Source organism: Novosphingobium marinum, from assembly GCF_013408095.1.
In the GTDB taxonomy this organism is placed as follows: domain Bacteria; phylum Pseudomonadota; class Alphaproteobacteria; order Sphingomonadales; family Sphingomonadaceae; genus Novosphingobium; species Novosphingobium marinum.
Map to the genome: position 1 here is coordinate 23,702 of NZ_JACBZF010000002.1, position 24,247 is coordinate 47,948.

At 64.4% G+C, this 24,247-nt stretch carries 20 protein-coding genes, 1 tRNA gene and 1 pseudogene; 16 read left to right on the forward strand and 6 right to left on the reverse strand.

The features are described 5' to 3' along the window. Positions 1-53 precede the first annotated feature (53 nt). Positions 54-1,532, reverse strand: a complete 1,479-nt coding sequence (locus FHS75_RS04740) for a hypothetical protein (protein ID WP_179406604.1) — start codon at positions 1,530-1,532, stop codon at positions 54-56. Between the two features lie 147 nt (positions 1,533-1,679). On the opposite strand from FHS75_RS04740, the gene FHS75_RS04745 reads away from it, so the two are divergent. The 4 genes and pseudogenes from FHS75_RS04745 to FHS75_RS04760 all read left to right on the forward strand — a co-directional run bounded on the left by FHS75_RS04745 (position 1,680) and on the right by FHS75_RS04760 (position 8,365). After that, positions 1,680-2,687 carry a D-alanine--D-alanine ligase family protein gene (locus tag FHS75_RS04745; RefSeq protein ID WP_179406605.1) on the forward strand — a complete coding sequence of 336 codons (1,008 nt, stop codon included), beginning with the start codon at positions 1,680-1,682 and terminating at the stop codon, positions 2,685-2,687. A gap of 19 nt (positions 2,688-2,706) precedes the next feature. Beyond that, a complete protein-coding gene (locus FHS75_RS04750) occupies positions 2,707-3,513 on the forward strand; it encodes an NTP transferase domain-containing protein (RefSeq protein ID WP_179406606.1) in 807 nt (268 codons plus the stop codon). 50 nt (positions 3,514-3,563) lie between these two features. Continuing rightward, positions 3,564-4,763: a M20 metallopeptidase family protein gene (locus FHS75_RS04755; protein WP_179407370.1), complete on the forward strand. Its 1,200-nt coding sequence runs from the start codon at positions 3,564-3,566 to the stop codon at positions 4,761-4,763. 6 nt (positions 4,764-4,769) lie between these two features. Further along, a pseudogene (locus FHS75_RS04760) lies at positions 4,770-8,365 on the forward strand (hydantoinase B/oxoprolinase family protein). A 1-nt stretch (position 8,366) separates the two neighbouring features. Here the strand turns inward: FHS75_RS04760 and FHS75_RS04765 are convergent. After that, entirely contained in the window at positions 8,367-8,660 is a 294-nt protein-coding gene (locus FHS75_RS04765) for a GNAT family N-acetyltransferase (RefSeq protein ID WP_179406607.1), read from the reverse strand. A 54-nt stretch (positions 8,661-8,714) separates the two neighbouring features. On the opposite strand from FHS75_RS04765, the gene FHS75_RS04770 reads away from it, so the two are divergent. Continuing rightward, positions 8,715-9,710 carry a threonine aldolase family protein gene (locus tag FHS75_RS04770; RefSeq protein WP_179406608.1) on the forward strand — a complete coding sequence of 332 codons (996 nt, stop codon included), beginning with the start codon at positions 8,715-8,717 and terminating at the stop codon, positions 9,708-9,710. Then, positions 9,707-10,630 carry a DMT family transporter gene (locus FHS75_RS04775; protein WP_229735655.1) on the forward strand — a complete coding sequence of 308 codons (924 nt, stop codon included), beginning with the start codon at positions 9,707-9,709 and terminating at the stop codon, positions 10,628-10,630. The genes FHS75_RS04770 and FHS75_RS04775 overlap by 4 nt, the downstream gene beginning before the upstream one ends. Here the strand turns inward: FHS75_RS04775 and FHS75_RS04780 are convergent. Beyond that, on the reverse strand, positions 10,531-11,370 hold the full coding sequence (locus tag FHS75_RS04780) for an SDR family oxidoreductase (protein WP_179406610.1): 840 nt from the start codon (positions 11,368-11,370) through the stop codon (positions 10,531-10,533). The two genes, FHS75_RS04775 and FHS75_RS04780, sit on opposite strands and share 100 nt — an antisense overlap. Before the next feature lie 56 nt (positions 11,371-11,426). On the opposite strand from FHS75_RS04780, the gene pepN reads away from it, so the two are divergent. The 6 genes from pepN to FHS75_RS04810 all read left to right on the forward strand — a co-directional run bounded on the left by pepN (position 11,427) and on the right by FHS75_RS04810 (position 18,429). Beyond that, entirely contained in the window at positions 11,427-14,078 is a 2,652-nt protein-coding gene (gene pepN, locus FHS75_RS04785; RefSeq protein ID WP_179406611.1) for an aminopeptidase N, read from the forward strand. 1 nt (position 14,079) lies between these two features. After that, positions 14,080-14,850 carry a peptidoglycan editing factor PgeF gene (gene pgeF / locus FHS75_RS04790; RefSeq protein ID WP_179406612.1) on the forward strand — a complete coding sequence of 257 codons (771 nt, stop codon included), beginning with the start codon at positions 14,080-14,082 and terminating at the stop codon, positions 14,848-14,850. Positions 14,851-15,044: 194 nt separating this feature from the next. Continuing rightward, entirely contained in the window at positions 15,045-15,611 is a 567-nt protein-coding gene (petA, locus tag FHS75_RS04795) for a ubiquinol-cytochrome c reductase iron-sulfur subunit (RefSeq protein WP_179406613.1), read from the forward strand. A gap of 11 nt (positions 15,612-15,622) precedes the next feature. After that, the gene (locus tag FHS75_RS04800) at positions 15,623-16,945 is read left to right on the forward strand and encodes a cytochrome b (protein ID WP_179406614.1); all 1,323 of its coding nucleotides are present in this window, start codon (positions 15,623-15,625) and stop codon (positions 16,943-16,945) included. 28 nt (positions 16,946-16,973) lie between these two features. After that, on the forward strand, positions 16,974-17,816 hold the full coding sequence (locus tag FHS75_RS04805) for a cytochrome c1 (protein WP_179406615.1): 843 nt from the start codon (positions 16,974-16,976) through the stop codon (positions 17,814-17,816). A gap of 76 nt (positions 17,817-17,892) precedes the next feature. After that, positions 17,893-18,429 carry an adenine phosphoribosyltransferase gene (locus FHS75_RS04810; RefSeq protein WP_179406616.1) on the forward strand — a complete coding sequence of 179 codons (537 nt, stop codon included), beginning with the start codon at positions 17,893-17,895 and terminating at the stop codon, positions 18,427-18,429. A gap of 22 nt (positions 18,430-18,451) precedes the next feature. On the opposite strand, the gene FHS75_RS04815 is transcribed toward FHS75_RS04810, so the two are convergent. Continuing rightward, a complete protein-coding gene (locus FHS75_RS04815) occupies positions 18,452-19,786 on the reverse strand; it encodes a malonyl-CoA decarboxylase domain-containing protein (protein ID WP_229735654.1) in 1,335 nt (444 codons plus the stop codon). A gap of 203 nt (positions 19,787-19,989) precedes the next feature. Between FHS75_RS04815 and FHS75_RS04820 the strand changes: the two genes are divergently transcribed. After that, a tRNA-Gly gene (locus FHS75_RS04820) sits at positions 19,990-20,063 on the forward strand. A gap of 19 nt (positions 20,064-20,082) precedes the next feature. Here the strand turns inward: FHS75_RS04820 and FHS75_RS04825 are convergent. Together FHS75_RS04825 and panC are read right to left on the reverse strand one after the other, a co-directional pair. Then, positions 20,083-20,607: a hypothetical protein gene (locus tag FHS75_RS04825; RefSeq protein ID WP_179406617.1), complete on the reverse strand. Its 525-nt coding sequence runs from the start codon at positions 20,605-20,607 to the stop codon at positions 20,083-20,085. A 178-nt stretch (positions 20,608-20,785) separates the two neighbouring features. After that, complete coding sequence (gene panC / locus FHS75_RS04830) at positions 20,786-21,643, reverse strand: pantoate--beta-alanine ligase (RefSeq protein ID WP_179406618.1); 858 nt, start codon at positions 21,641-21,643, stop codon at positions 20,786-20,788. Positions 21,644-21,738: 95 nt separating this feature from the next. On the opposite strand from panC, the gene FHS75_RS04835 reads away from it, so the two are divergent. From FHS75_RS04835 to pgmG, 3 genes are read left to right on the forward strand one after another with little or no spacing between them, the layout of a single operon-like run. Beyond that, entirely contained in the window at positions 21,739-22,551 is an 813-nt protein-coding gene (locus FHS75_RS04835) for a division plane positioning ATPase MipZ (RefSeq protein WP_179406619.1), read from the forward strand. After that, positions 22,548-22,847, forward strand: a complete 300-nt coding sequence (locus tag FHS75_RS04840; protein WP_179406620.1) for a J domain-containing protein — start codon at positions 22,548-22,550, stop codon at positions 22,845-22,847. The genes FHS75_RS04835 and FHS75_RS04840 overlap by 4 nt, the downstream gene beginning before the upstream one ends. Beyond that, positions 22,844-24,247 (forward strand): phosphoglucomutase/phosphomannomutase PgmG, encoded by a 1,404-nt coding sequence (gene pgmG / locus FHS75_RS04845; RefSeq protein WP_179406621.1) that lies wholly within the window; start codon positions 22,844-22,846, stop codon positions 24,245-24,247. The genes FHS75_RS04840 and pgmG overlap by 4 nt, the downstream gene beginning before the upstream one ends.

The following is a 24,247-nucleotide window of genomic DNA, read 5'->3' on the forward strand; positions in this document are numbered from 1 at the left end:
AGGGTAACCGGCAGGGGCCCGGTGATCGGTAGACGCCTGTCCATGAACCCCGGCTAGACGCAGGCCCCGCTCGCCAGGGCAAGGGCGAGTTGCGCGCCGATCCGTTCCATCGCGGACCCGAGCCATGCCTCCAGTGCGTCGTCGTCCAGCGTGTCGAGCATGACGATCTGCGGCATCGAGAGCCCGACGCGCAGCGTCGCGCCCCATTCGCCGTTGGCCAGTTTGACGCAGCGAACGGGCTGTCCGAGCCGGATGCCGCTTTCGATCAGACGCCTGTTGATCGCCGCTGCTGCCGCAAAGTCCAGCGGTCGCTCGCGCAGGCCGTCGCGAGAATGGCTGAGATCGAGGGTCATCAGTGTCAGCATCTCGATCGGATGCTCGGCCGGGGCCTCGCCCAGCTCGCCGAGGGGGGCACTGGCGACTTCACGGATGTCGAGCCTGCGCATCAGTGCCGCAATTGCGCGGCAGAACGCGAAGACGATGCGCTCGACCCGTTCGAAGGGAAGCGCCTGAAACCGCGCGAGCTCGAAAAGCGAAGCGGAAAGGCGTAAGGCCAGGCCCGGATTTCCGATGTCCGCGCATATCTCGCGACCCGGCCAGTCCGATGGCACTTCGGCGCGGGCGAAGATATTCGCCATCCCGGGCGGGACGGGGACGGCATCCCGCGCCACGCCGGATGGGAGAAGGGCAAAGCCGCTGAACGGAGGGCCACCCATGAACTTGGAGCCGGTAATGAAAACGATCATTCCGCGGTCGAGGTACGCCCGGATGGCGTCCGCGGTGATTCGCGCCTGACAGGCGTCCACGACGAAGCCCACATCGCTGCCGAAACGTTCGCGCAGGCGATCGACATCGTCGAGTTTCGGCAGCACCAGGCCGGTCTTCGATCCGTGCACGACGTGGACGAGCGGGAAGCAGTCGCGGGCAAGTGCATTGGCGATGTCGCGCTCGATCGCATCGGCGATGGTGTCGCTCTCGAAGGCTATGCCCTCGGCACACCGTACGGGCTCATCGCGCATGTCGATCGGGGGCAATCCCTCGACCGGCAGGTCGGGCCTCACCGGGATATCGAGCGCCGTCTCATTCGCGAAATAGCATCCGGCAGCGCTGTAGATGCAGCCCGATCCGACTTCGTCGGCTCCCAGGAGAATGTTGACGATCCCGCCGGATCTGCGCCCTGCAACGCTCAGCAGGCCAACGTATTCGAGATCGGTGCCAGAAGGAGCGAAAAAGATGTCGGTCGACGTCTCGAGACCGTAAGCGAGTGCGATCGCGTCGCGAAGCTCGTCGAGAAATTCGCCGTACCGCGTACCGTCCTGAAGGTGACCCACGCCCGAGGGGAAACGCGCTTCCAGATGCGCCATGGCGTCCGCGCTCAGATCGTTGGCGGTCGACGAAGCGAACGCCAGGACCTCGCCCGGCCTCGGCGCGCTCGAATAGCGGTTTAGCCCCGTCGCGGGGTCGAGGAATATTCGGGCGTCCCCGCCGCGAGTCATCCAGTCGGTGAGAATTTCGGTAAGATTTCGGGTCAAGAGGCCCTGCCGGTCGCATGTCGATGACGCCCGCCCTATAGCGCCGCGCGCGCAAAAGGAAATTGCGAAGATCGCCAAAACGGCTAATGGGAGCGGCCTTGTCATCCAGCGGTGCCCGGCATCGCCATTCCTTTCGATTGTCCGTCGATGCATCCCGAACCCCTGCGACTACCTGCCAGTGCCCGCCGCGACCTCAAGGTGCTGTTCATCGCCAAGCACGCGCTGAGCGGCGGCGGCCTCGATGCGGTGGACGGAAACCATTCGCCCTACCACCACGAGATGCGCGTGATCCTCGAAGGACTGTTCGAGCGTCTGCGACTGGCCTCGACTTACGATGTGCTGTTCGACGATCCGGAGGTCGATTTCGTATTCCCCCTGCTCAATCGCGGAGGTTTCTTCAATTCGGAGATGCTGTGCCCCCTGCTCTGCAACCGGCTCGGGATACCCTATCTGGGCGCCAACCCGATCCTGCGCGGGATTGCCGACGACAAGCACCTGACCAAGCTCGAAGCGCGCGCACGCGGCGTCCGCACCTGCGACTGGGCGGTCTACCGCGCCGGAGCGCCAGTCGAACGCGCTCGCTGCCCCGATGCCGAGCGCTGGGTGATCAAGCCCAACAATTCCTCGGCGAGCTGGGGGCTCGGCGACGCGACCGACTGGCAGGGCGTCGAAGCCGCAGTCCTTTCCATCCATGCCGAGGGTCACGACGCGATCGTCGAGCCCTTCATGTCGGGCAGCGACGTCGAAGTTCCGGTTCTCGAGATGCATGGCGTGCCGCACATCATGCCGCCGATGCTGTTCAGGCAGGCAGATCCCACGCACCTGCGCACGCACGAGGAGAAGCGCGATCTCGTCGACCGTTCGCAGAAATACGAGCTGGTGCCGTTCGAGGCCGCCGATGCATGGCCGCAGATCCAGGCGATGACCGGGAAGCTCGTGGAGATCTTCCGGCCCTTCGATTACGGCCGGTTCGAATTCCGCTTCGACGAGCGGACGGGCGAAGCGAATCTCCTCGAAGTAAACCTGCAATGCAACCTGTGGTCGCAGAAGGTCTACGGCCGCTCCGCCGTCCTGATGGGCTGGTCGCAGGAAGACCTGATCGAATCGCTTATGGCCGAAAGCCTGCGTCGCCACGGCCTTGTCGACCTTCGATGAACGACGCTATGACCGGGCAATGGCCAGCATAGCTTCGCACGACTGCACGATCATCATCCTCGCCGCCCAGCGCACGGGCGTAGTCAACCCGCTCGCCCTGCGCGCGGGCGTTAGCCACAAGTGCATCGTCCCGATCTGCGGAAAGCCGCTGATCGTTCACGTGATGGACGTGATCGCGGCGCTTCCCGTCAGGCCAAAAGTACGCATTTCGGTGGAGAAGGATGCGCATCCCCAACTCGGCGAAATCCTTGAGCCCTATCGCGAAAAGGGGCTGGACATCGATTTCCTGCCGTCGTCCCCGAACATCGCGGAAAGCGTCATCCTCGCGGCCGAGGACCAGCCCGCCCCCTACATCGTAACGACCGCGGACAATGTGCTGCTTTCGGGCGAGGTGATCGAGCATGCGCTGAAGGAACTGAAGCGGGCAGATGTCCTCGCGACGCTGACGCGTGACGAGTCGGTCCGCGCGGTCCATCCGGAAGGGCAGCGCAGGTTCTACAAGTTCAAGGACGGCGGATACGCCAATTGCAATGTCTACGGCATCGCCGGGCCGCATGCCCTGCGCGCGACCGAGGCGTTCCGTGAAGGCGGCCAGTTCATGAACAATCCGAAGCGGCTGGTTAAGGCCTTCGGGATCGTCAACATCGCACTGTTCAGGGCGGGCTTGCTCTCGCTTGAAGGCGCGATGAAGCGCCTGTCGAAGCGCTTCGGAGTGACCGTCAGGGCGATCGTCCCGTCCGACGGCGCGCAGGCGATCGACGTCGACAACGAGCGGACCTTCGACATTGCCGAGTTCGTGATGAAGGAGCGCAAGGGCAGTTCCTGAGCCTGCCTTCTCGGCTCGACAGCGCGCTAGCCGGGCGTATCATGCGGCGTATGCCCCATGAAAAGCTTCTAGACGACGCGCGCGCCATCTCGGATGACATCGTAAGACTTCGCCGCGCGATCCATGCCGAGCCCGAACTCGGGCTCCAGACGCCGAAAACCAGCGCCAAGGTCCGTGAAGCGCTCGCGCACCTGCCGCTCGAATGGCATGAGGGTACGTCGACGACCGGTCTCGTCGCGATCCTGAAGGGCGGAGGCGGCGAAGGGCGGTCGGTCTTGCTTCGCGGCGACATGGACGCCTTGCCGATGCCTGAGGAAACCGGGCTCGATTTCGCCTCGCAGGTTCCCGGCGTGATGCACGCGTGCGGCCACGATGCGCATACGGCCATGCTGGCGGGGGCCGCCGAATTGCTTTGCCGCCGCAAGGACGCGCTCAAGGGCGAGGTGCGCTTCATGTTCCAGCCGGGGGAGGAGGGTCATCACGGCGCGCGCTTCATGCTCGAGGACGGGCTGCTCGATCCGTTGCCCGATGCGGCCTTTGCACTCCATGTCTTCCCCAACGCGCCACATGGCATGGTGGGCGGTCGCCAGGGTCCCCTCCTCGCCGCCGCGGACCAGTTCGTCGTTGCCGTGAAGGGCAAGGGCGGACACGCCTCGCTTCCGCACGAAACGATCGATCCCGTGCCGGTCGCCTGCGAGATCGTCACGGCGCTGCAGGCGATGGTGACCCGCAAGTTCAGTGTGTTCGATCCGGTCGTCCTTACCGTCGGGCGGGTCAGCGGCGGGACCACCTTCAACGTCGTTCCCGACCACGCCGAAATCGAGGGGACGATGCGTTCGCTGTCGCCCGAAAACCGGCAGAAGCTGCGCGACGGTCTCGTACGGATGGCGGAAGGGATCGCAGGCGCGCACGGCCTTTCCGCAGATGTGCGCATCGTCGAAGGCTTCCCGGTCACTATCTGCGCTGGCGCGGCGGTGGATTTCGGCGAGGCCACTGCCCGCCGCCTGTTCGGCGAGGGGGCGTTCCTTCGGCTCGACGATCCGATCATGGGTGCCGAGGATTTCGCTTACGTGCTCGAGCAAGTGCCCGGCGCGATGTTCTTCCTCGGCGTCAGTCATGAGGGCGAGGACTGGACGCAATGTTGCGGTATCCACTCGACCAGGATGATCGTGGACGAGACCGTGATGCCGCAGGGGGCGGCCTTCCTCGCGGGGCTTGCCGAAGCATTCCTCGCAAACGGTTTCGACTGACGCAGCATGACCGCACGGCGCTGGCGCTTCTGGGTCGATCGCGGCGGCACGTTCACCGATGTCGTGGCGCGTTCGCCCGACGGCCGGGTCGAGCGTCTCAAGTTGTTGTCCGAAGATCCGGACAGCTACGACGACGCCACGATCGAGGCGATGCGACGATTGACCGGCGTACATGAAGGCGACCTGCCCGCCGCCGAGCTTCGTCTGGGCACGACCGTTGCCACAAATGCCCTGCTCGAACGCAAGGGCGAGCCGACGCTGCTCGTCGTCACGCGCGGATTCCGCGATGCGCTGCGCATCGGCACGCAGGAGAGACCCGAAATCTTCGCGCGGCGGATCGAACTGCCCCCGCCGCTTTACGCGGATGTGGTCGAGATAGCCGAGCGAGTCGGGGCGAGCGGCGAGATCGTGATGCCGCTCCGTTCCGATGCTGCGCAGCAATTGCTGCAGCAAAAGTTCGACGAGGGCTATCGGTCGGTCGCCATCGCGCTGATGCACGGCTATCGTTTTCCCGAACACGAGAGGAAGCTGGCAGAGATCGCGGAGTCCATCGGTTTCATGCAGGTTTCCGCCAGCCACGAGGTCGCCCCGCTCATCAAGATGATTGCGCGCGGCCAGACGACTGTCGTCGATGCGTACCTCTCGCCCGTGCTCGACCGATACGTCCGCAAGCTGGAGGCAGGGCTGGGTCCGGCAGTCGACGCGCTCTACATGCAATCGAGCGGAGGCCTCGCGGCAGGCGAGGCTTTCCGCGGCAAGGATGCGATACTTTCGGGACCGGCGGGTGGCATCGTCGGCATGGTTGCAGTTGCGCGCGAGGCAGGCTTCGAGGACGTCGTCGGCTTCGACATGGGAGGAACATCCACGGACGTCTCGCACTTTGCCGGAAGGTACGAGCGCGACAGCGAAACGCGCGTGGCCGGCCTGCGAATTCGCACGCCTATGATGCGCATCGAAACGGTCGCGGCGGGAGGGGGGTCGGTCTGCCAATTCGACGGCGGGCGCTTCCTCGTCGGGCCGGAGTCTGCAGGCGCGATCCCGGGCCCGGCATGCTACCGGCGCGGAGGGCCTCTGACGGTCACGGATTGCAACCTCCTTCTCGGGAAACTGCGGCCCGAACACTTTCCCGCCGTTTTCGGTCCCGATGGCAATCGGCCGCCGAGCGAAAATGCTGCGCAGCAGGCGCTGCAGCAAACTCTCGGACAGATCGAGAGCGCTATAGGACGCCGCATGGATGCGCGCGAAGCGGCGGAGGGCTTCCTCGACATTGCGGTCGCCAGCATGGCGAATGCGATCAAGGCCGTGTCGCTGCGACGGGGACACGATGTCTCGCGCGCGGCGCTGGTGTGCTTCGGGGGCGCCGGCGGGCAGCATGCCTGCCGCGTTGCCGATGCGCTTGGAATGCACGAGATCCTGCTCCACCCGCTCGGGAGCGTGCTCTCGGCCTACGGCATGGGCCTGGCGCAGCGCAGCGCGTTGCGCGAAAGGACGCTGGGCTTGCCGCTCGACGAGGAAGGGCTGGCAGCGATCGACTGTGCGGTGCGAGCACTTTGCAGGGAGACAACAGGCGATCTTTGCGGACAGGGGGTCGGCGCCAATTCGATCCGGCACGAGGTTCTCGTCGCGCTGAGGCCTTCGGGGAGCGAGAATGCCATCGAGGTGGCACCGGGTTCCAGAGAAGCAATGCTGCGCGCATTCCGGTCGGAATGGCGCGAGCGCTTCGGGTTCGATGCGACAGGAGACATCGTAGCCGAAACGCTCATCGTCGAAGCGATGTCGCAGGATCGCGATGCCGGCGGATCGACGGTCGCGCTTCCCGAAGTATCGGGTGAGCCGCTGGGGCAGGTTGCGATCTTCACGGGCGGGAAGGAACATCGGGCCCCGCTTTACGATAGGAGCGCCCTGGCCGAAGGGTTCGCAGCCGATGGTCCGGTCCTGATCGTGGACGAAGTCTCGACGACCGTTGTCGAGCCCGGCTGGCGGGTTGGTGTGGACAAGCTGGGCAATCTCATCCTTTCGCGCGTGGATGCGCGCGCGCACCGGGCCGTCGGACCAGAGCGCGATCCGGTCCGGCTGGAGATCATGAGCGCATTGTTCATGTCAATCGCCGAGGAAATGGGCGCCGCGCTGCAATCCAGCGCGCGGTCTGTGAACATCAGGGAGCGGCTGGACTTTTCCTGCGCGCTTTTCGACAAGACCGGCGGCCTCGTCGCCAACGCTCCGCACATGCCGGTGCATCTCGGTTCGATGGGTGAAAGCGTGCGCACGATCCTTGAACGTCGCGGAGAAGGACGTGACGGACGCGGCATGCTGCCGGGCGACGCCTATGTCCTCAACGCTCCATACGACGGCGGCACGCACTTGCCCGACATCACCGTCGTAATGCCCGTATTCGCCTGCGACGACGATGCAGTCCCGGCATGGTTCGTGGCAGCGCGCGGGCACCACGCCGACGTCGGGGGAATCAGTCCGGGCTCGATGCCGCCCGTCAGCGGGACACTGGACGAAGAGGGTGTCGTCATCGACAACGAACTGCTCGTCGACCGCGGCGAGTTTCTCGAGCACCGTATCCGGGTGCTGCTCGGTTCCGGGCGCTGGCCGGCGCGTAACGTCGATCAGAACGTTGCCGATCTCCAGGCGCAAGTCGCCGCGTGCGCGCGGGGAGCGAACGAATTGCGGCGCATTGCCCGTGAACAGGGGCGTGAGGCGGTCGACGCCTACATGGCCCATGCGCAGGACCACGCCGAGGCTGCGGTGCGAAAACTCGTCGGCAATCTGTCGAACGGCGGGTTCACGCTGGCGATGGACAACGGTGCGCGAATCCGCGTCTCGGTGAGCATCGACCGGGTCGAGAAAAGCGCCGTTGTCGATTTCGCAGGGACGAGCAGCCAGCTTGCCGACAATTTCAACGCGCCGCTCCCCGTCGTCCGCGCAGCGGTGCTCTACGTCGTCCGGCTGCTGATCGACGAGCCGATTCCGATGAACGAGGGATGCCTCCGCCCGTTCGCCATTCGCGTCCCTGCCGGATCGATGCTCGATCCCCGGCATCCTGCTGCGGTGGTTGCCGGCAATGTCGAGACCAGCCAGGCTATTGTCGACGCGCTGCTCGGCGCGCTTGGCGCGACGGCGGCATCGCAGGGCACCATGAACAATTTCACGTTCGGTGACGATAGCCGGCAGTACTACGAAACCATTGCCGGAGGTTCGGGAGCCGGTCCGGACTGGACGTCGTCCAGACGCACATGACCAACAGCCTCCTTACCGATCCCGAGGTGCTCGAGGCGAATTTTCCGGTGCGGATCGAAGAGTTCGCGATCCGCGAGGGTTCTGGAGGACACGGCCTGCACCGCGGCGGTAATGGGGCGCTACGGCGCATCCGGTTTCTCGAGCCGATGTCCGCGGGCATATTGTCTGGAAGGCGCGTCCATGCCCCATTCGGACTCCTTGGCGGAGAAGACGGTGCGCGCGGTGCGAACCGTATCGAACGCGCGGACGGTTCGGTCGAAACGCTTGGGCCCGTCGCATCGGCAGAGCTCCAACCCGGGGATGCCTTCGTGATCGAAACGCCCGGCGGCGGCGCCTTCGGCCGGGAGGAACGCTAGATCAGGCGCGAATGTCCGCCCAGTCGGGGTGCTTGTCGAACGCGGCGACGACATAGCTGCAGACGGGCTTGATCTTGAAGCCCTCCTCGCGCGCATCCTCTACCATGCGCTCGACCAGCCGGGCAGCCACGCCCCGGCCGCCGATGGCGGGCGGGACGATCGTGTGTTCGGCCACCCTCACGCCGTCGCGCTCCACCCAGGTCAGGCGTCCGGTCTCGTCATGGCCTTCGAGCCGGGCGTGGTATTCACCGTGTTTTCCCTCATCGTGCGTAGTGATCGTGACTTTGCCGGTCATGCGTGTTCCCTTGATTGCTTGACGGTGAACGCGTGCGTCATCATGGCGGTTCCGATGCAGTTTCTCTCCGACAATGCCGCTCCGGTCCACCCTGCCGTATGGGAGGCGTTGCGGGCCGCCGACGAGGCTGATGCGCCTTACGACAACGATTTTCTCAGCCGCCGCCTGGACGAGGCTTTCGGCGGGCTGTTCGGGTGCGAGGTCGCCGCCTTGTGGGTTGCCACGGGGACAGCGGCGAATTGCCTGGCGCTTGCGCCGATGGTTCCGCCCCATGGCGGCGTGGTCTGCCACCGCGAAGCGCACATCGAGGTCGACGAGGCGGGCGCGCCCGGCTTCTACCTCCACGGCGCGAAGCTGATCCTGGCCGAGGGCGAGGGGGCCAGGCTGACGCCCGGGGACATCGAAGCCGCGATCGACCCGATCCGCGACGACGTCCACCAGGTGCAGCCCCACGCGCTTTCGGTGACGCAGACGAGCGAGTACGGCCGCGCCTACTCGCCCGGCGACATGTCCGCACTGGCGAGATTCGCCAGGGAGCGCGGGCTTGGCTTCCACGTCGACGGCGCGCGTTTCGCCAACGCCGTTGCGCATCTGGATTGCCTGCCGCGCGAGGCCTGTGCCGGTTCCGACGTGTTGTCCTTCGGTTTCGTGAAGAACGGCGGGATGGGAGCCGAGGCGATCGTCTTCTTCGATCCCGCGCTTGCAGATGTCGTGCGTTACCGGCGCAAGCGCGCGGGGCACCTCCAATCGAAGGGGCGGTTCCTCGCCGCGCAGATCCTTGCGATGCTCGATGACGATCTCTGGCTGCGCAATGCCCGCGCCGCCAATGCCGCCGCGGCCGAGATCGCGGGCGCATGCGGGTCGCGGCTTATGCATCCTGTCGAGGCAAACGAACTGTTCGTGCGTCTGTCCTCTTCCGAACGCGAGTGGCTGCGCGCATCGGGCTTTTCGTTCTACGACTGGGGTGAGGATGCCGCGCGGTTCGTCACGGCATGGAACACCCGCGCCGAGGACGCGGCGGCGCTCGCCAAGGCGATCGCGGAGCTGTGAGCGATCCCGCGCCGCATGCGCTGCTGAGGCCGCGCATAGCGCTGCCCTTCCTGCTGGTTGCGACGATCTGGGGTTCGACCTGGTGGGTGATCACCGACCAGATCGACGGTGTGCCCGCGCCATGGTCCGTCGTCTGGCGTTTCTCGATCGCGATGCCCGCGATGTTCCTGCTCGCCCGCGTCATGGGCAAGCCGCTGGGGATCGGGCGGCGGGTGCATTTGCTTGCGATGGGGATCGGCCTCACCCAGTTCTGCGGCAATTTCAATTTCGTCTACCATGCCGAGATGCACCTGACCTCGGGCATCGTGGCGCTTCTTATCGGTATGATGCTGGTGCCCAATGCGATCCTGGGGAGAATCTTCCTCGATCAGCCGGTCACGCCGCGTTTTGTCTTCGGAAGCGCGGTCGCGATCACCGGGATTGCCCTGCTGCTGGTCCACGAATGGCGCGAAGAAAGTCTCGGCGGCAACGTCGGGCTTGGCATCGTGCTTGCCGTGGCGGCCATGCTCTGCGCCTCGGTGGCGAACGTCGCGCAGGCGAACACCACGGGTCGCTCGGTCCCGATGGTCAGTTTGCTGGCGTGGTCGATGCTCTACGGCCTGATTTGCGACGTGGTCTTCGCGGCGGCCGCGGTCGGCGCGCCGGTCCTCCCCGACAGGCCCACGTACTGGCTGGGCACGGCGTACCTCGCGCTCGCAGGTTCGATCGTGACCTTTCCGCTGTACTTCACCCTCGTGCGCGAACTCGGACCGGGTCGCGCGGCCTATAACGGAGTGCTCGTGGTCATCATCGCCATGATGCTGTCGACGCTGCTCGAAGGCTATGTCTGGTCGCCGCTGGCGGGGCTGGGCGCGGCGATGTCGCTTGCCGGGCTGATCGTCGCCCTGAGGGCGCGCAAGCCGGTGGCGAAGTCGGGATAGGCGGGACGCCAGCCGAGCATTCGTTTTGCCTTTCCGTTGGCGACGCGGCGGTTCTCGGCATAGAATCCGCGCGCCATCGGCGACAGTCCGGCCTGCTCTATGGTCTGCAACGGTGGCGGCGCGACGCCGAGCATGGCGCATGCCGCCTCAACCAGCGTGTTTTGCGAGCAGGGCAGATCGTCCGACACGTTGTAGGCTCCCGGCGGCGCGTCACCGTCAAGCGCCGCCAGCACCGCACCGGCAATGTCATCGACGTGGATGCGACTGAACACTTGCCCCGGCAGGTCTATCCGGTGCGCCCGCCCCGTCGCGACACGGTCGAACACGCTGCGGCCCGGCCCGTAGATGCCGGGGAGCCGAAAGACGCTCGCGCCGCGTTCCATCCACTGGGCGTCGCATTCGGCGCGGACGGTGCGCCTGCCGGTGCCGACAGGCGCGCTCTCGTCGACCCACGAACCCTGCGCGTCGCCGTAGACACCGGTCGAGGACAGGTAGCCGAGCCACTTGCCGGCAAGGGCATTTCCGTAGCGCTCGAGTACCGGGTCGCTGCCCTCGCCGGCGGGGGGGACCGAGGACAACACGTGCGAGCAATCGGCGAGCGCCATGCGGACCGTTCCCTCGTCGTCGAAGGAAAGAGTGCCGTCCCGGCCCGTCGACACGACCTCCCAGCCGCGTCCTTCGAGGTGGGCGGCGATGCGCTTGGCGGTGTAGCCGAGGCCGAAGATTAGGATCCGCTGCATGCCGCAACCCTAATGCAAGTGGTGGCAATCGGAAGAGGAACGTCTACTTAGGCACGATGGATATCGCCAGCAGACCGTCCGAGCCCGTCGAGAACCCCGAAACCGCCGATGCAGCTCCTCCGCCGCATGCGCCGACGGTCATCCGCCGCGAGGACTATCGACCTCCCGAGTGGCTTGTGCCCGAAACCGCGCTCGACTTCTCGCTGGGTGCCGGAGAGACGACGGTTCGCTCCATGCTGAAAGTCGCCCGCAACCCCGACGGATCGGGCGACAAGACGATCCGCCTCAACGGCGACGGGATAGAGGCCCGTTCGGTCTCGGTCGACGGCAAGCCCGGCAATGGCTGGCGCATGGACGGGCCGGACCTGCTGATCGACCTCGACGGCGACGAGCACGAGATCGCGATCGAAACCGTGCTGAAGCCGGCGCAGAACAGCCAGCTCATGGGCCTTTATGCATCGAACGGCATGCTGTGCACCCAGTGCGAAGCCCAGGGTTTCCGCCGGATCACGTTCTTCCCTGACCGGCCCGACGTGCTATCGAGCTTCACGGTGCGCATGGAAGGGCCGAAGGATGCCTTCCCGGTCCTGCTTTCGAACGGCAACTGCGTAAAGGAAGGCGAGGACGGCGGCACGCACTGGGCCGAGTGGCACGATCCCTGGCCGAAGCCGAGCTACCTTTTCGCGCTCGTCGCCGGAGAACTCGTCTCCAATCACGACACCTTCACGACGATGAGCGGACGCAAGGTCGACCTCAATATCTGGGTGCGGCCCGGCGACGAGGACCGGACCGGACACGCGATGGAATCGCTCAAGGCATCGATGAAGTGGGACGAGGAAACATTCGGTCGCGAATACGACCTCGACCTGTTCAACATCGTCGCGGTGTCCGATTTCAACATGGGCGCGATGGAGAACAAGGGCCTCAACATCTTCAACACGCGTTACGTCCTTGCCGATCCGGAGACCGCGACCGACGCTGACTACGATGCGATCGAAGGCGTCATCGGCCACGAATACTTCCACAACTGGTCGGGTAACCGCGTCACCTGTCGCGACTGGTTCCAGCTTTCGCTGAAAGAAGGCTTCACCGTCCTGCGCGACCAGCTGTTCAGCGCCGACATGGGTTCGGAGGCGGTCAAGCGGATCGAGGACGTCCGCATCCTCCGTTCCGCCCAGTACCCCGAGGATTCCGGCCCGCTTGCGCACCCGATCCGGCCCGACAGCTATGAGGAAATCTCGAACTTCTATACTGCCACGGTCTACAACAAGGGTGCCGAAGTCATCCGGATGATGCGCACCATGGCCGGTCCCGAACGGTTCCGCGAAGGCACCGACCTCTATTTCGAGCGCCACGACGGCGAAGCCGCGACCTGCGAGGATTTTGTCAAGGCGATCGAGGACGGCGCGGGGCTCGACCTCGGACAATTCCGTTTGTGGTATTCGCAGGCCGGCACCCCGCAGGTAAAGGCGAAGCTGCTGCACGAGAACGGCTTCGCGACCGTCAGGCTGGAGCAGACAGTGCCTGTCACGCCGGGTCAGCCCGAAAAGCAGCCCATGCCGATCCCGCTCAAGCTTGCGCTTTTCGAGCGCGAGACCGGGAAGCACAAGGGCGAGGCGCTCGTCGTCCTCGACAAGGAGAGCGCCGACTTTTCGTTCAAGGGGCACGAGCGTCGCCCGGTCCTGTCGATCAATCGCGGGTTTTCCGCGCCGGTCGCGGTCGAGATCGACACCACCTCGGAAGACCTCGTGTTTCTCGCGGCGAAGGACGACGACGCCTTCGCCCGTTACGAAGCGATGCAGAGCCTTGTCGTGCGCCACCTGATCTCGGCCATCGGCGGTGGTCTTGGCGAACGCGAGCGCGATCTCGAGCGCGACGCGGTCAGCCAGGCCATCGAATCGGCGCTTTTCGACGAGGACCTCGACGACCTGATGCGCGGCGAGCTGATGATCCTTCCCGCCGAAGCCTATCTTGCCGAGCAGATGCTGGTCGCCGATCCGGGCGCGATCCATGCCGAGCGCGAGGGCTTGCGCGCCTGGCTCGGCGAGGAACTTCAGGAAGACTTCGAGGACCTGCACGACCGGGTGAGCGAAGTGCCGTACGGGCGCGACGCCGCGTCGCGAGGGGCGCGAAAGCTGAAGACGCAGGCACTCCTCTATCTCGCCGCCGGAGCGCCCGAGGAAGCCGCCGAGCGGGCCGCGCGTCAGTACGCACTCGCTGACAACATGACCGACCGGCAGGGCGCCCTGATGGTTCTGTGCGGCCTGGACGTCCCGGAGCGCGACAAGGCGCTCGCCGATTTCCGCAAACGATACGAGGGCAACGCGCTCGTCCTCGACAAGTGGTTCGCGTTGCAGGCGGGATCGCTGCACCCCGACGTGCTCGAACACGTCAGGGAGCTTGCGGGGCATCCAGATTTCACTCTCGGCAACCCGAACCGCGTGCGCTCGCTCTACATGGCCTTCGCGATGAACCCGGCGGCCTTCCATGCGGAAAGCGGCGAAGGCTACCGTATGATTGCCGACCTTATCCTGAAGCTGGACCCGATCAATTCGCAGACTGCTGCCCGGTTCGTGCCGCCGCTCGGTCGCTGGCGCCGGATCGAGCCGGTGCGGTCCGACCTGATGCGCGGGGAACTGGAGCGGATCGCCGCGACGCCCCATCTGTCCCGCGACGTGCGCGAACAGGTGACCAAGAGCCTTGGCTGACATGTGCGGACAGTCCGTCGAGGTGCTGCGGGCCAGCGCGCTCGACGGTGTGCCGCACGGGTTTTTCGGACGGCGCGGCGGCGTCTCGACGGGTGAAGTCGCTGGCCTGAATGTGGGCTATGGATCGGGCGACGACGCAGCGTGCATTTCGGAGAACCGGACGAAAGTCGTCGAGGCGGTGGCTCCCGGCGCGACGCTGGTCACGGTCTACCAAGTCCACTCACCGCAATGCGTGAGGGTGGATCGCCCATGGGAAGAGGACAATAGGCCGGAGGCGGATGCGCTGGTGACCGATCGACCCGGCGTGCTCCTGGGAATTCTTACCGCCGATTGCGCGCCCGTGCTGCTCCTCGACCGGCAAGCCAACGTCGTCGGCGCGGCCCATGCGGGCTGGAAAGGTGCCATTGCGGGCGTTACCGACGCGACAATCGCCGCGATGGAAGCTCTCGGCGCAAACCGGGAGCGGATCGCGGCGGCGATTGGTCCCTGCATCGCTTGGGGGAGCTATGAAGTCGATGACGCGTTTCGCGAGCGCTTCCTTGCCGAAGCCGAACGCAACGATGCCCATTTCTCCGGCGGTCGGGCGGGACATTGGCAGTTCGACCTCGAAGGCTACGTTGCCGCCCGTCTTGCATCACAGGGCATCGCCACTGTCGAGTGTCTTGGCGAAGACACCTGCGCGCAGCCCGGTCGGTTCTTTTCCTACCGCCGCGCGACGCAACGGGGCGAGGCGGCATACGGCCGTCAAATCTCGGTCATAGGTCCCGCCTGAGCGGCCGACACGAAATCGCCAAAAAGGCGGTTGGCACGTGTGTTTTTCGCGTCTATCAGGCGCGCCAAGCCGGAACCTGCCCGAGTGCCCTGCTCGTGTGGGAAACGGTCTTCCGGGGGGTCGGGCTCGTTTTCGATGACGCAACGCCCGTATCGACCCGGGTAGAAACGGTTTAATCCAGGCAAGGGTCGATCATGGCAGAAAATGCGGTCACTGGCACTCCGGAGGAAATGTCCGGGGATGGGGTGCGGCGGCGCGATTTCATCAATATCGCGGCGGTCAGCGCGGCGGGCGTCGGCGGCGTGGCCGTGCTCGTGCCGCTTATCAGCCAGATGGCCCCTTCTGCGGACGTGCTGGCGGCATCCTCGACCGAAGTCGACATCTCCTCGATCCAGCCCGGACAGGCGGTCAAGGCCGTGTTCCGCAAGCAGCCCGTCTTCATCAAGCACCTTACAGCCAAGGAAATCGCGGCGGCCGATGCGGTGAATGTCGGCTCGCTTCGCGACCCGCAGTCGCTCGACGAACGCGTCAAGGAAGGTCATCGCGAATGGCTCATCACGATGGGCGTTTGCACTCACCTCGGTTGCGTTCCGCTCGGTGCAGGCGAAGGCGAGAACAAGGGCGAGTACGGCGGTTATTTCTGCCCGTGTCATGGTTCGCACTACGATACCGCCGGCCGCATTCGCAAAGGTCCGGCGCCCACGAATCTCGAAGTGCCGGAATACGAGTTCACGTCAGACACCATCGTCCAGATCGGTTGAGGTAAGAGATCATGAGTTTCCCCTGGGCCAAGGAGTATCAGCCGTCCCATCCGACGATGCGGTGGCTTGACGAAAAACTCCCGCTGCCGCGTCTCGTCTACAATGCTATCGGTGCTGGTTATCCGGTTCCACGCAACCTCAACTACTTCTGGAATTTCGGCGTTCTCGCCGGGTTCTGTCTCATGCTGCAGATCGTCACCGGAATCATCCTGGCGATGCATTATGCGCCGAACGCGCTGGTCGCCTTCGATTCGACCGAGCACATCATGCGCGACGTCAACTGGGGCTGGATGATGCGCTATGCGCACGCTAACGGTGCCTCGGCGTTCTTCGTGGTCGTTTACATCCACATCTTCCGCGGCCTGTTCTTCTCGTCGTACAAGGCTCCGCGCGAGATGATCTGGCTGCTCGGCGTCGTTATCTTCCTGCTGATGATGGCGACCGCCTTCATGGGCTACGTGCTTCCATGGGGGCAGATGAGCTTCTGGGGCGCGAAGGTCATCACCGGCCTGTTCTCCGCGATCCCGCTCGTCGGTGAACCGTTGCAGACCTGGTTGCTCGGCGGATTCGCGCCGGACAACGCGGCCCTGAACCGTTTCTTTTCGCTGCACTACCTGCTGCCGTTCGTTATCGCGGGTGTGGTCATCCTCCACATCTGGGCGCTGCACATCCCCGGCTCGTCCAACCCAACCGGCGTAGAGGTGAAGACCGCTGCCGACACGGTGCCGTTCCATCCGTACTACACGGCAAAGGACGGTTTCGGGCTGGGTGTGTTCCTTATCCTCTACTGCGCGGTGCTGTTCTTTGCGCCGAATGCGCTCGGCCACCCGGACAACTACATTCCGGCCAACCCGATGAGCACGCCTGCGCACATCGTTCCCGAATGGTATTTCTGGCCGTTCTACGCGATTCTTCGCGCCTTCACGCAGGACTTCCTGTTCATCCCGGCCAAGCTGATGGGCGTGATAGCGATGTTCGCCTCGATCCTCGTGTGGTTCTTCCTGCCCTGGCTCGATCGCTCGCCGGTTCGCTCGGGCATCTATCGCCCGCTGTTCCGCAAGTTCTTCTGGTTCGGCCTCATTCCGGCCATGGCGGTGCTGTTCTACTGCGGTGGCGCTCCGGCAGAGGAGCCCTTCGTGATGCTCAGCCAGATCGCGTCGCTCTATTACTTCGCGCACTTCCTCATCATCCTGCCGATCGTCTCCGCTATCGAGCGGCCCGATCCGCTACCTTACTCGATCACCGAGAAGGTGCTGGGCGAGGACGAGAACTCTGCGCTGGCGCCTTCGGCGGTGCCCGTCGAGAAGTCCGACGCCGCTCCGGCAGCATCCTGACAACCCGAGAGACGGAAAGAAAAAAGACATGATCCGCATCATTTCCATTCTCGTCGGGCTGTTCTTCGGCGTGGCGCTCGCCTGGTCTTTCGTTGTCGGCGCGGTTACCTTCGCGCAGGAAGGAAAGCCGGAAACGGCAGAACACGCCTTCCACGAGTATCCCAAGGACCTGCACCTCGCCAGCGACGGCGCGTTCGGCAAGTTCGACCGCCAGCAGCTCCAGCGCGGTTTCCAGGTCTACAAGGAAGTCTGCTCGGCCTGTCACGGGCTCAAGCACGTTGCGTTCCGGAGCCTCGAGCAGCTCGGCTATACCGAGCCCGAAGTGAAGGCGATCGCCGCCGGGTTCCAGGTCCCAGGACTCGACCCGAACACCGGTGAACAGACGACGCGTCCGGGCGTCCCGACCGACTACTTCCCTGCGCCGTTCGCGAACGACATCGCGGCGCGTGCAGCCAACAACAACGCGATCCCGCCCGACCTTTCGCTCATCACGAAAGCCCGTCATGACGGCGGCGCGTATGTCTACTCGCTTCTGACCGGATACCAGGATCCGCCGGCGGCTCTCCTGCAGGAGTTCCCCGAAGCTGCTCCGGGGACGGGACTCTACTACAATCCGTATTTCCCGAACCTCAATCTGGCGATGGCACCGCCGCTCATGAGCGACGGGCAGGTGACTTACGGCGACGGTACCGCCGCTACTGTAGAACAGATGTCGAAGGACGTTTCGGCGTTCCTCGTGTGGGCCGGTGAGCCGACCCTCGAGAAGCGCAAGCAGACGGGATGGCCGGTACTGGGCTTCCTGCTTTTTGCCACCGTCCTCGCCTACCTCGCCTACCGCAGCATCTGGGCACACAAGAAGGCCAAGCACTGAGGTTGGCGATCGAGATCGCAAATCCTGCGCCCCTCGCGACAATGTCGCGGGGGGCGTTTTGCATTGGGGAGCAGGCGTGACACCCGATGATCTTAGAAAGCTTATCCGCGACATCCCCGACTTTCCGAAACCGGGCATTCTCTTTCGCGACGTTACCACGCTAATCGGCAATGGACCGGGATTCGCCGCGGCGGTGCGGCTCATGACCGATCGGGTATCGAGGTCGGGCGCGACCGCAGTAGCCGGGATCGAGGCGCGTGGCTTCATCTTCGGTGCCGCCATCGCGGCGAGGCTCGAATTGCCGTTCGTTCCCGTGCGAAAGCCCGGCAAGCTGCCAGTGCCGGTGCTGGCGATGGATTATGCGCTGGAATACGGCACCGACACGCTCGAAGTCGATCCGGGGGCGGTCGCGGATGGCGCGTCGGTCGCGCTCGTCGACGATCTCATCGCCACGGGCGGCACGGCGAAGGCCGCGCTCGATTTGCTCCGACAGGCGGGGGCCGACGTTTCACGCGCACTGTTTCTGGTCGACCTCCCCGATCTGGGCGGCGCCGAAAAGCTCCGCGCGAGCGGCGTCGAGGTGGAAGCGTTGATCGCCTATGCCGGTCATTGAAGGGCAACGTCGCCGCGTTCGTTCAGGCGGCGCGATTTCGCTTTTTGCCTTCTCTGGGCTGCGATCCCTCCGCCAGTTCCATCACATCCTTCGATGCCACGACCGTCCCGAGCTCGGTCAGCGCGAAGTGGTTCGCTTCGATGTCGGCGAGGTCGTAGACGTAATTGACCATGATGCCGTGCGACTGCTTAATTCCGTTCTGCGATCTATCCGCCTCGGCGTGAATGGCTTCCAGGCGCGCACCGTTGCCAAGGTGGAACCTTGCAACCGGATCGTGCGGCAGCCCGGATCCGGAGCGCGCGCCGACGAGATAGCGCGCCGCCTCCCGGCGTAATTCCTCGCCTTTGGGAGGCCCGGCTTCGGCACCGCGCTCGCCCGCAAGCCATTTCGCGAACCTCGGAACCGGCGAGAGTGTCGCGAAGGTCGAAAGATGGGGCAGTTCTTCCTGCAGGAGGCCAACGACCCGCTTGATCAGGAAGTTACCGAAAGGGATGCCTCGCAGCCCTTCCTGGCAATTCGAAATCGAGTAGAAGATGGCGTGGCTGGCCTCGCGCGCGCCCGTCTCCTCTCGCTCGGGGCCGATGATCGACCCGATCGAGTCCGGCAATTGCCGGGTCAGGGCCACTTCGACGAAGATCAGCGGGTCGTCGGCCATCTGCGGATGGAAGAAGCCGTAACACCGCCGGTCCGCGGGCTCGACCCGCCGTCGCAGGTCTTCCCACCCGTCGATGGAATGCACCGCCTCGTACCGGATGATGCGCTCGAGAAGTCTGGCGGGAGAATCCCACCCGATCTTCCGAAGTTCGAGAAAGCCGGCGTTGAACCACGATGCGAAGGCGGCTTCCATTTCCTTGTCGAGGATCTTCAGACTCGTCGTTCGCTCGGGTGCGCTCAGGAGATCCGATCGCATCGCGATAAGTCGCTGCGTCCCTTGCGGCGCGAGATTCAGGATGCGGATGAGTCGCTGGGTGCGCGATTCGGTCGCCTCGTTCAGCGCATGGGCCGAAGCCTCGTCGCGCCGTTCGAGCCATTGCGCAATCGCACTGTCGATCGCCTCGCGATTGCGGGGATGAAGGTCATGGACCCTGGCTAGGAACGCGTGCCGGTCAGCAAGGTCGCTCGCCTCGTACAGGTCGAAGAAGGCCGATGCGAGCGCCGGCCCCGATGCGCGTCCCCGCAGCGAAAGGATTGCGCCTGCAAGGTCGAGCAAGCTTTCGCTGCTTTCAGGCCGGGGCGCGATTCCTAGTTTGGTGAGTGCCTTGCCGATACCGGACGACATCAGCATGTCGAGCGGATTGAGCCGCCATGCGCCACCGCTGCCTTCAGCTCTCTGTTTCGTCCGCGACGTGTTCATCATGCCTCACCGTCATTCGCTCTGATGGCAGCGCGGGGGACGCGCACCTGTTTCCACCGATATGGGCATTTCTCATCGGATTGAAATTGGGAGCATGCTTTCCGATCCGCGAAAGCGGCCTGAAGTGGCCGGCCCATGTCGGGCAAGGCCGCAATCGCGATTGACGCGCCGGTCGTTTCCATGCAATCCGAATGTGGCTCGGCGATGCGGGTATAGCTTAGTGGTAAAGCCCCAGCCTTCCAAGCTGGTTATGCGGGTTCGATTCCCGCTACCCGCTCCAGCCGCCCTTCCGCCAGCACTCAGTAGACGTTGAACTTCGTGTGGTACTCGGCGTAGCTGTTCTTGACCGCGCGGCCGTATTTTTTCCGCCAGTCGCCTTCGCAGGGCCTGATGAAGTTCGGGTCGTTGAGCCGCTTCTTCTCGTAATCGAACCCGCTCTCGTACCATTCGAGGAATTGCGAGGTCGCCGTCCGGTGCGAGGGATGGCTTGCGGCGTTGCCGATCTCGAGAACCTCCAGCGCTGCCTTGCGGAAATTGGTGTCGCGCGATCCCTCGCAGTATTCGACGTGGGCATCGAAACTGCCGATCGACTTGGCGAATGCGCCCCGGCTGTACGTATGCATGACCTTTCCGGTCGCGCTTCCCGAATAGCCGTGGGAAACCGGCGTATCCTTGCCGGACGATGTTCCGGTCGTCCCGTCTATGGCCTTGTCGACTTCCTTGTTCGCCTTGCCTTCCAGCTTCTTCTGGATCTTCTTGGCGGTGTTGTCGAGAAAGTCGAACGGACCGGCCGAGGCGGGGCCGGAGACAAGAACCAGCGGCATAATCAATGCCGTGGATCGCAATAACAGGCGTGAACGTGTCATCTGCACCTCCCCGAATGGTGCTCGGATGCAGAAAGACTGACCTGCTCTGCCTTCGAGTCAAGCCGCGCTGACCTTGACCCGGCCAAAGCGCTTGTGACGATTACAGAAAAATTTCGGACCGGCGCTCTCTAGTCCTTCATGCAGGCGCAACGGCCAAGTTGTCGATCAGCCGGGTTCCCCCGATTCGTGCCGCAACGAGCAATCGGGCAGCTCCTCCCCGGCTTTCTCCGACGCGCAATAGCGTTTCGGCATCGCGCAACTCCGCATAGTCGACCGAGGTGAAGCCATTCTCGGTCAGGCGATAGGCAAGGCGCGCGAGGGCCCGCGAAATATTGTCACCCGATTCGATTTCGCGCACCGCCTCTTCCATCGCTCTCGGGAGCGCGGCAGCCTGCTTTCGCTGTTCCGGCGAGAGGTAGGCGTTGCGCGAACTCATCGCGAGGCCATCGGCCTCTCGCACGGTAGGCACCCCTACGATGTTGCCGGGCTGCGGAGCGACGAGGTCGAGATCGCGGGCCATCCGGCGAATGACGGCAAGTTGCTGCCAGTCTTTCTCGCCGAAGACCGCGATGTCGGGCCTGACCTGGTTGAAGAGCTTGCAAACCACGGTCGCAACGCCATCGAAATGACCCGGGCGCGCGCCCCCGCACAGGCCCTGACTGACCCCCGATACGGAGACGTTGGTGGCATAGCCCTCGGGATACATCGCGTTTCCGGTGGGTGCCCAGAGAAGCGCGACTTTCTCCGCGGCTAGGAGCGCGGCATCTTCGGCCAGCCTCCGGGGGTAGGCATCAAGGTCCTCGCCGGCCCCGAACTGGCGCGGATTGACGAAGATCGACACCACGACGCTTTTGGCCAGCCGCGTCGCTTCCCGCACAAGTGTCAAATGGCCTTCATGGAGTGCCCCCATCGTCGGGACGAGCGCGACCCGGCCGTCTCCGCGCATGGTATCGACGACGCTGCGCAGTGGATCGATCTCGTGGATGGTTTGCATGGGCCCTGCCCCTCCGATAAGACCTTTCGCACAGGCCTGCTCGTGCCTGCCTAGCGTCTGGACGGCGCGCGCTGCAATAGATCGGGAACCGCATAGTGCCTGCACATCGCATCGTCTTCGCCAACGAGAAGGGTGGCACCGGCAAGTCGACCACGGCCGTCCATGTCGCGGTGGCACTGGCCTATCAGGGCGCGCGTGTGGCGGCGATCGATTTGGATCCCCGCCAGCGCACCATGTTCCGCTATCTCGAGAACCGGGTCGACACCGAACGGCGCCGCGGGATCGGCCTTCCGGGAGCCCGCTTCGCGGTCTTCGATGGCGACAGTACCGAGGACCTCGATGCGCTGTCCGAGGAAATCGCGGAAGGACAAGACTTCCTGCTCTTCGATACGCCGGGTCGTGACGACACCTTGGCGCGCCATGTCGCGACCACGGCCGATACTCTCGTCACGCCGCTAAACGATAGCTTCGTCGATTTCGACCTCATCGGCCAAGTCGAGGGGGAGACCTTCAAGGTTCGCAAGCTGTCGTTCTATGCCGAACTTATCTGGGAGGCCCGCAAGAAGCGAGCGATGTCCACGATCCGCGAAAAGCGGCGCGAGATGGATTGGGTGGTCGTGCGAAACCGGACCCAGCATGTCGAAGCGCGAAACATGCGCAGGCTCGACGGTGCGCTGCACGAACTGTCGCAGCGGGTCGGGTTCCGCGTGGCCAAGGGCCTGTCCGAACGCGTCATCTATCGCGAGCTGTTTCCGTCTGGACTGACCCTGCTCGACAAGGGGCAGCTTGGCGAGCTTGGCACCAGTCACCTGGTCGCGCGGCAGGAATTGCGCGGGCTGGTAGCAGGGCTTAAGCTTCCGATGCCCGAACGCGCGCAACCCGAGCTGGCTTACGCCGGACAGGCATGAAAGTTCTCTGGATCATCGTGCTGGCGATCGTCGCTTGGCGGCTTGTTGCCGGACGCTGGCCCTGGCAACCGAAAGCCATGACCGTGCGTTCCCGGTCGCGGGACGAAGCTCGCGCCCTCCTTGGCCTCGGCAAAGGGGCGGGCAAGTCCGAAATTGTCGAGGCGCACAGGCGCCGTGTCGCCGCGGTACATCCGGATCGCGGAGGCAGCAACGAGGCGGTCCACGAAGCCAATGCGGCGCGCGACCTTCTGTTGAGCGACATTCCAGATCACCGGGAGGAGCACGAACGAGCATGAGCCACGATTTCCACCCCACCGTGCTGCGCGAATACGACATACGCGGCATTATCGGCGAAACGCTGGGTCCCGATGATGCACGTGCCATCGGTCGCGGGTTTGCCGCCCTCCTTCGCGACGAGGGGGGATCGAAGGTTGCGGTCGGCTACGACGGACGCACCAGTTCTCCGGTACTTGAGGAAGCCCTCGTCGAAGGCCTGACCATGTCTGGGGTGGATGTCGTTCGAATCGGCATGGGACCGACCCCGATGCTCTACTATGCCGAAGCCTCGGCCGAAGACGTGCACGGCGGCATTCAAATAACTGGCAGCCACAATCCCGCCAATTACAATGGCTTCAAGATGGTATTTAAAGGCCGGCCCTTTTTCGGGCGGGACATCCTCACACTCGGCAAGATCGCTGCAGAGGGTGCCTGGATCGACGGAGAGGGCACGGCGGAAAGCCGCGATGTCCTCGGCGCTTATGTCGACAGGCTCGTGGAAGGACTCTCCGGCATCGATCGGGAGAGCCTTTCCGGCCTCCGAATCGGTTGGGACACCGGCAACGGAGCTGCCGGACCCGCCGTCGAAATGCTCACCGCTCGCTTGCCCGGCGAGCATCACCTTCTGTTTACCGAAGTCGATGGTACGTTTCCCAATCATCATCCAGATCCAACTGACGAAGCGAATCTTGCAGACCTGAAGGCGCTCGTCGCGGAGAAGAACCTCGACTTCGGAGTGGCTTTCGACGGAGATGGCGACCGAATCGGCGCGATCGACGGGCAGGGCCGGGTGATCTGGGGGGATCAGCTCCTGATGATCTATGCGGAAGACCTGCTGCGGGACGTTCCGGGTGCCACGATTATCGCCGATGTGAAGGCATCGCGTGCTCTGTTCGACAGGGTCGGCGAGCTGGGCGGCAAGCCGCTGATGTGGAAAACCGGCCACAGCTTGATTAAGTCCAAAATGAAGGAAACCGCTTCACCGCTTGCCGGCGAGATGAGCGGACACGTGTTCTTCGCGCACGAATACTACGGTTTCGACGACGCGCTCTATGCTGCGGTTCGCCTTATCGCGGCGAGCGCCAGGCTCGGGCGGTCGGTCACCGAAATGCGGACTGCGATGCCGGACATGATCAACACGCCGGAGATGCGCTTTCAGGTCGACGAGGAGCGCAAGTTCCCGGTGATCGAGGAAGTGCGCGAACGCCTTGCCGGAACCGATGCAGACGTCAACGCAACCGACGGCGTACGCGTGACGAACGAGGACGGTTGGTGGCTGCTGCGGGCATCGAACACGCAGGACGTTCTTGTAGCAAGGGCCGAGAGCGACAGCGAGGCCGGCCTTGATCGCCTGATGGCGCAGGTCGACGATCAGCTCGCCAGATCCGGACTGAAGCGCGGGCCGCAGGCGGGGCACTAA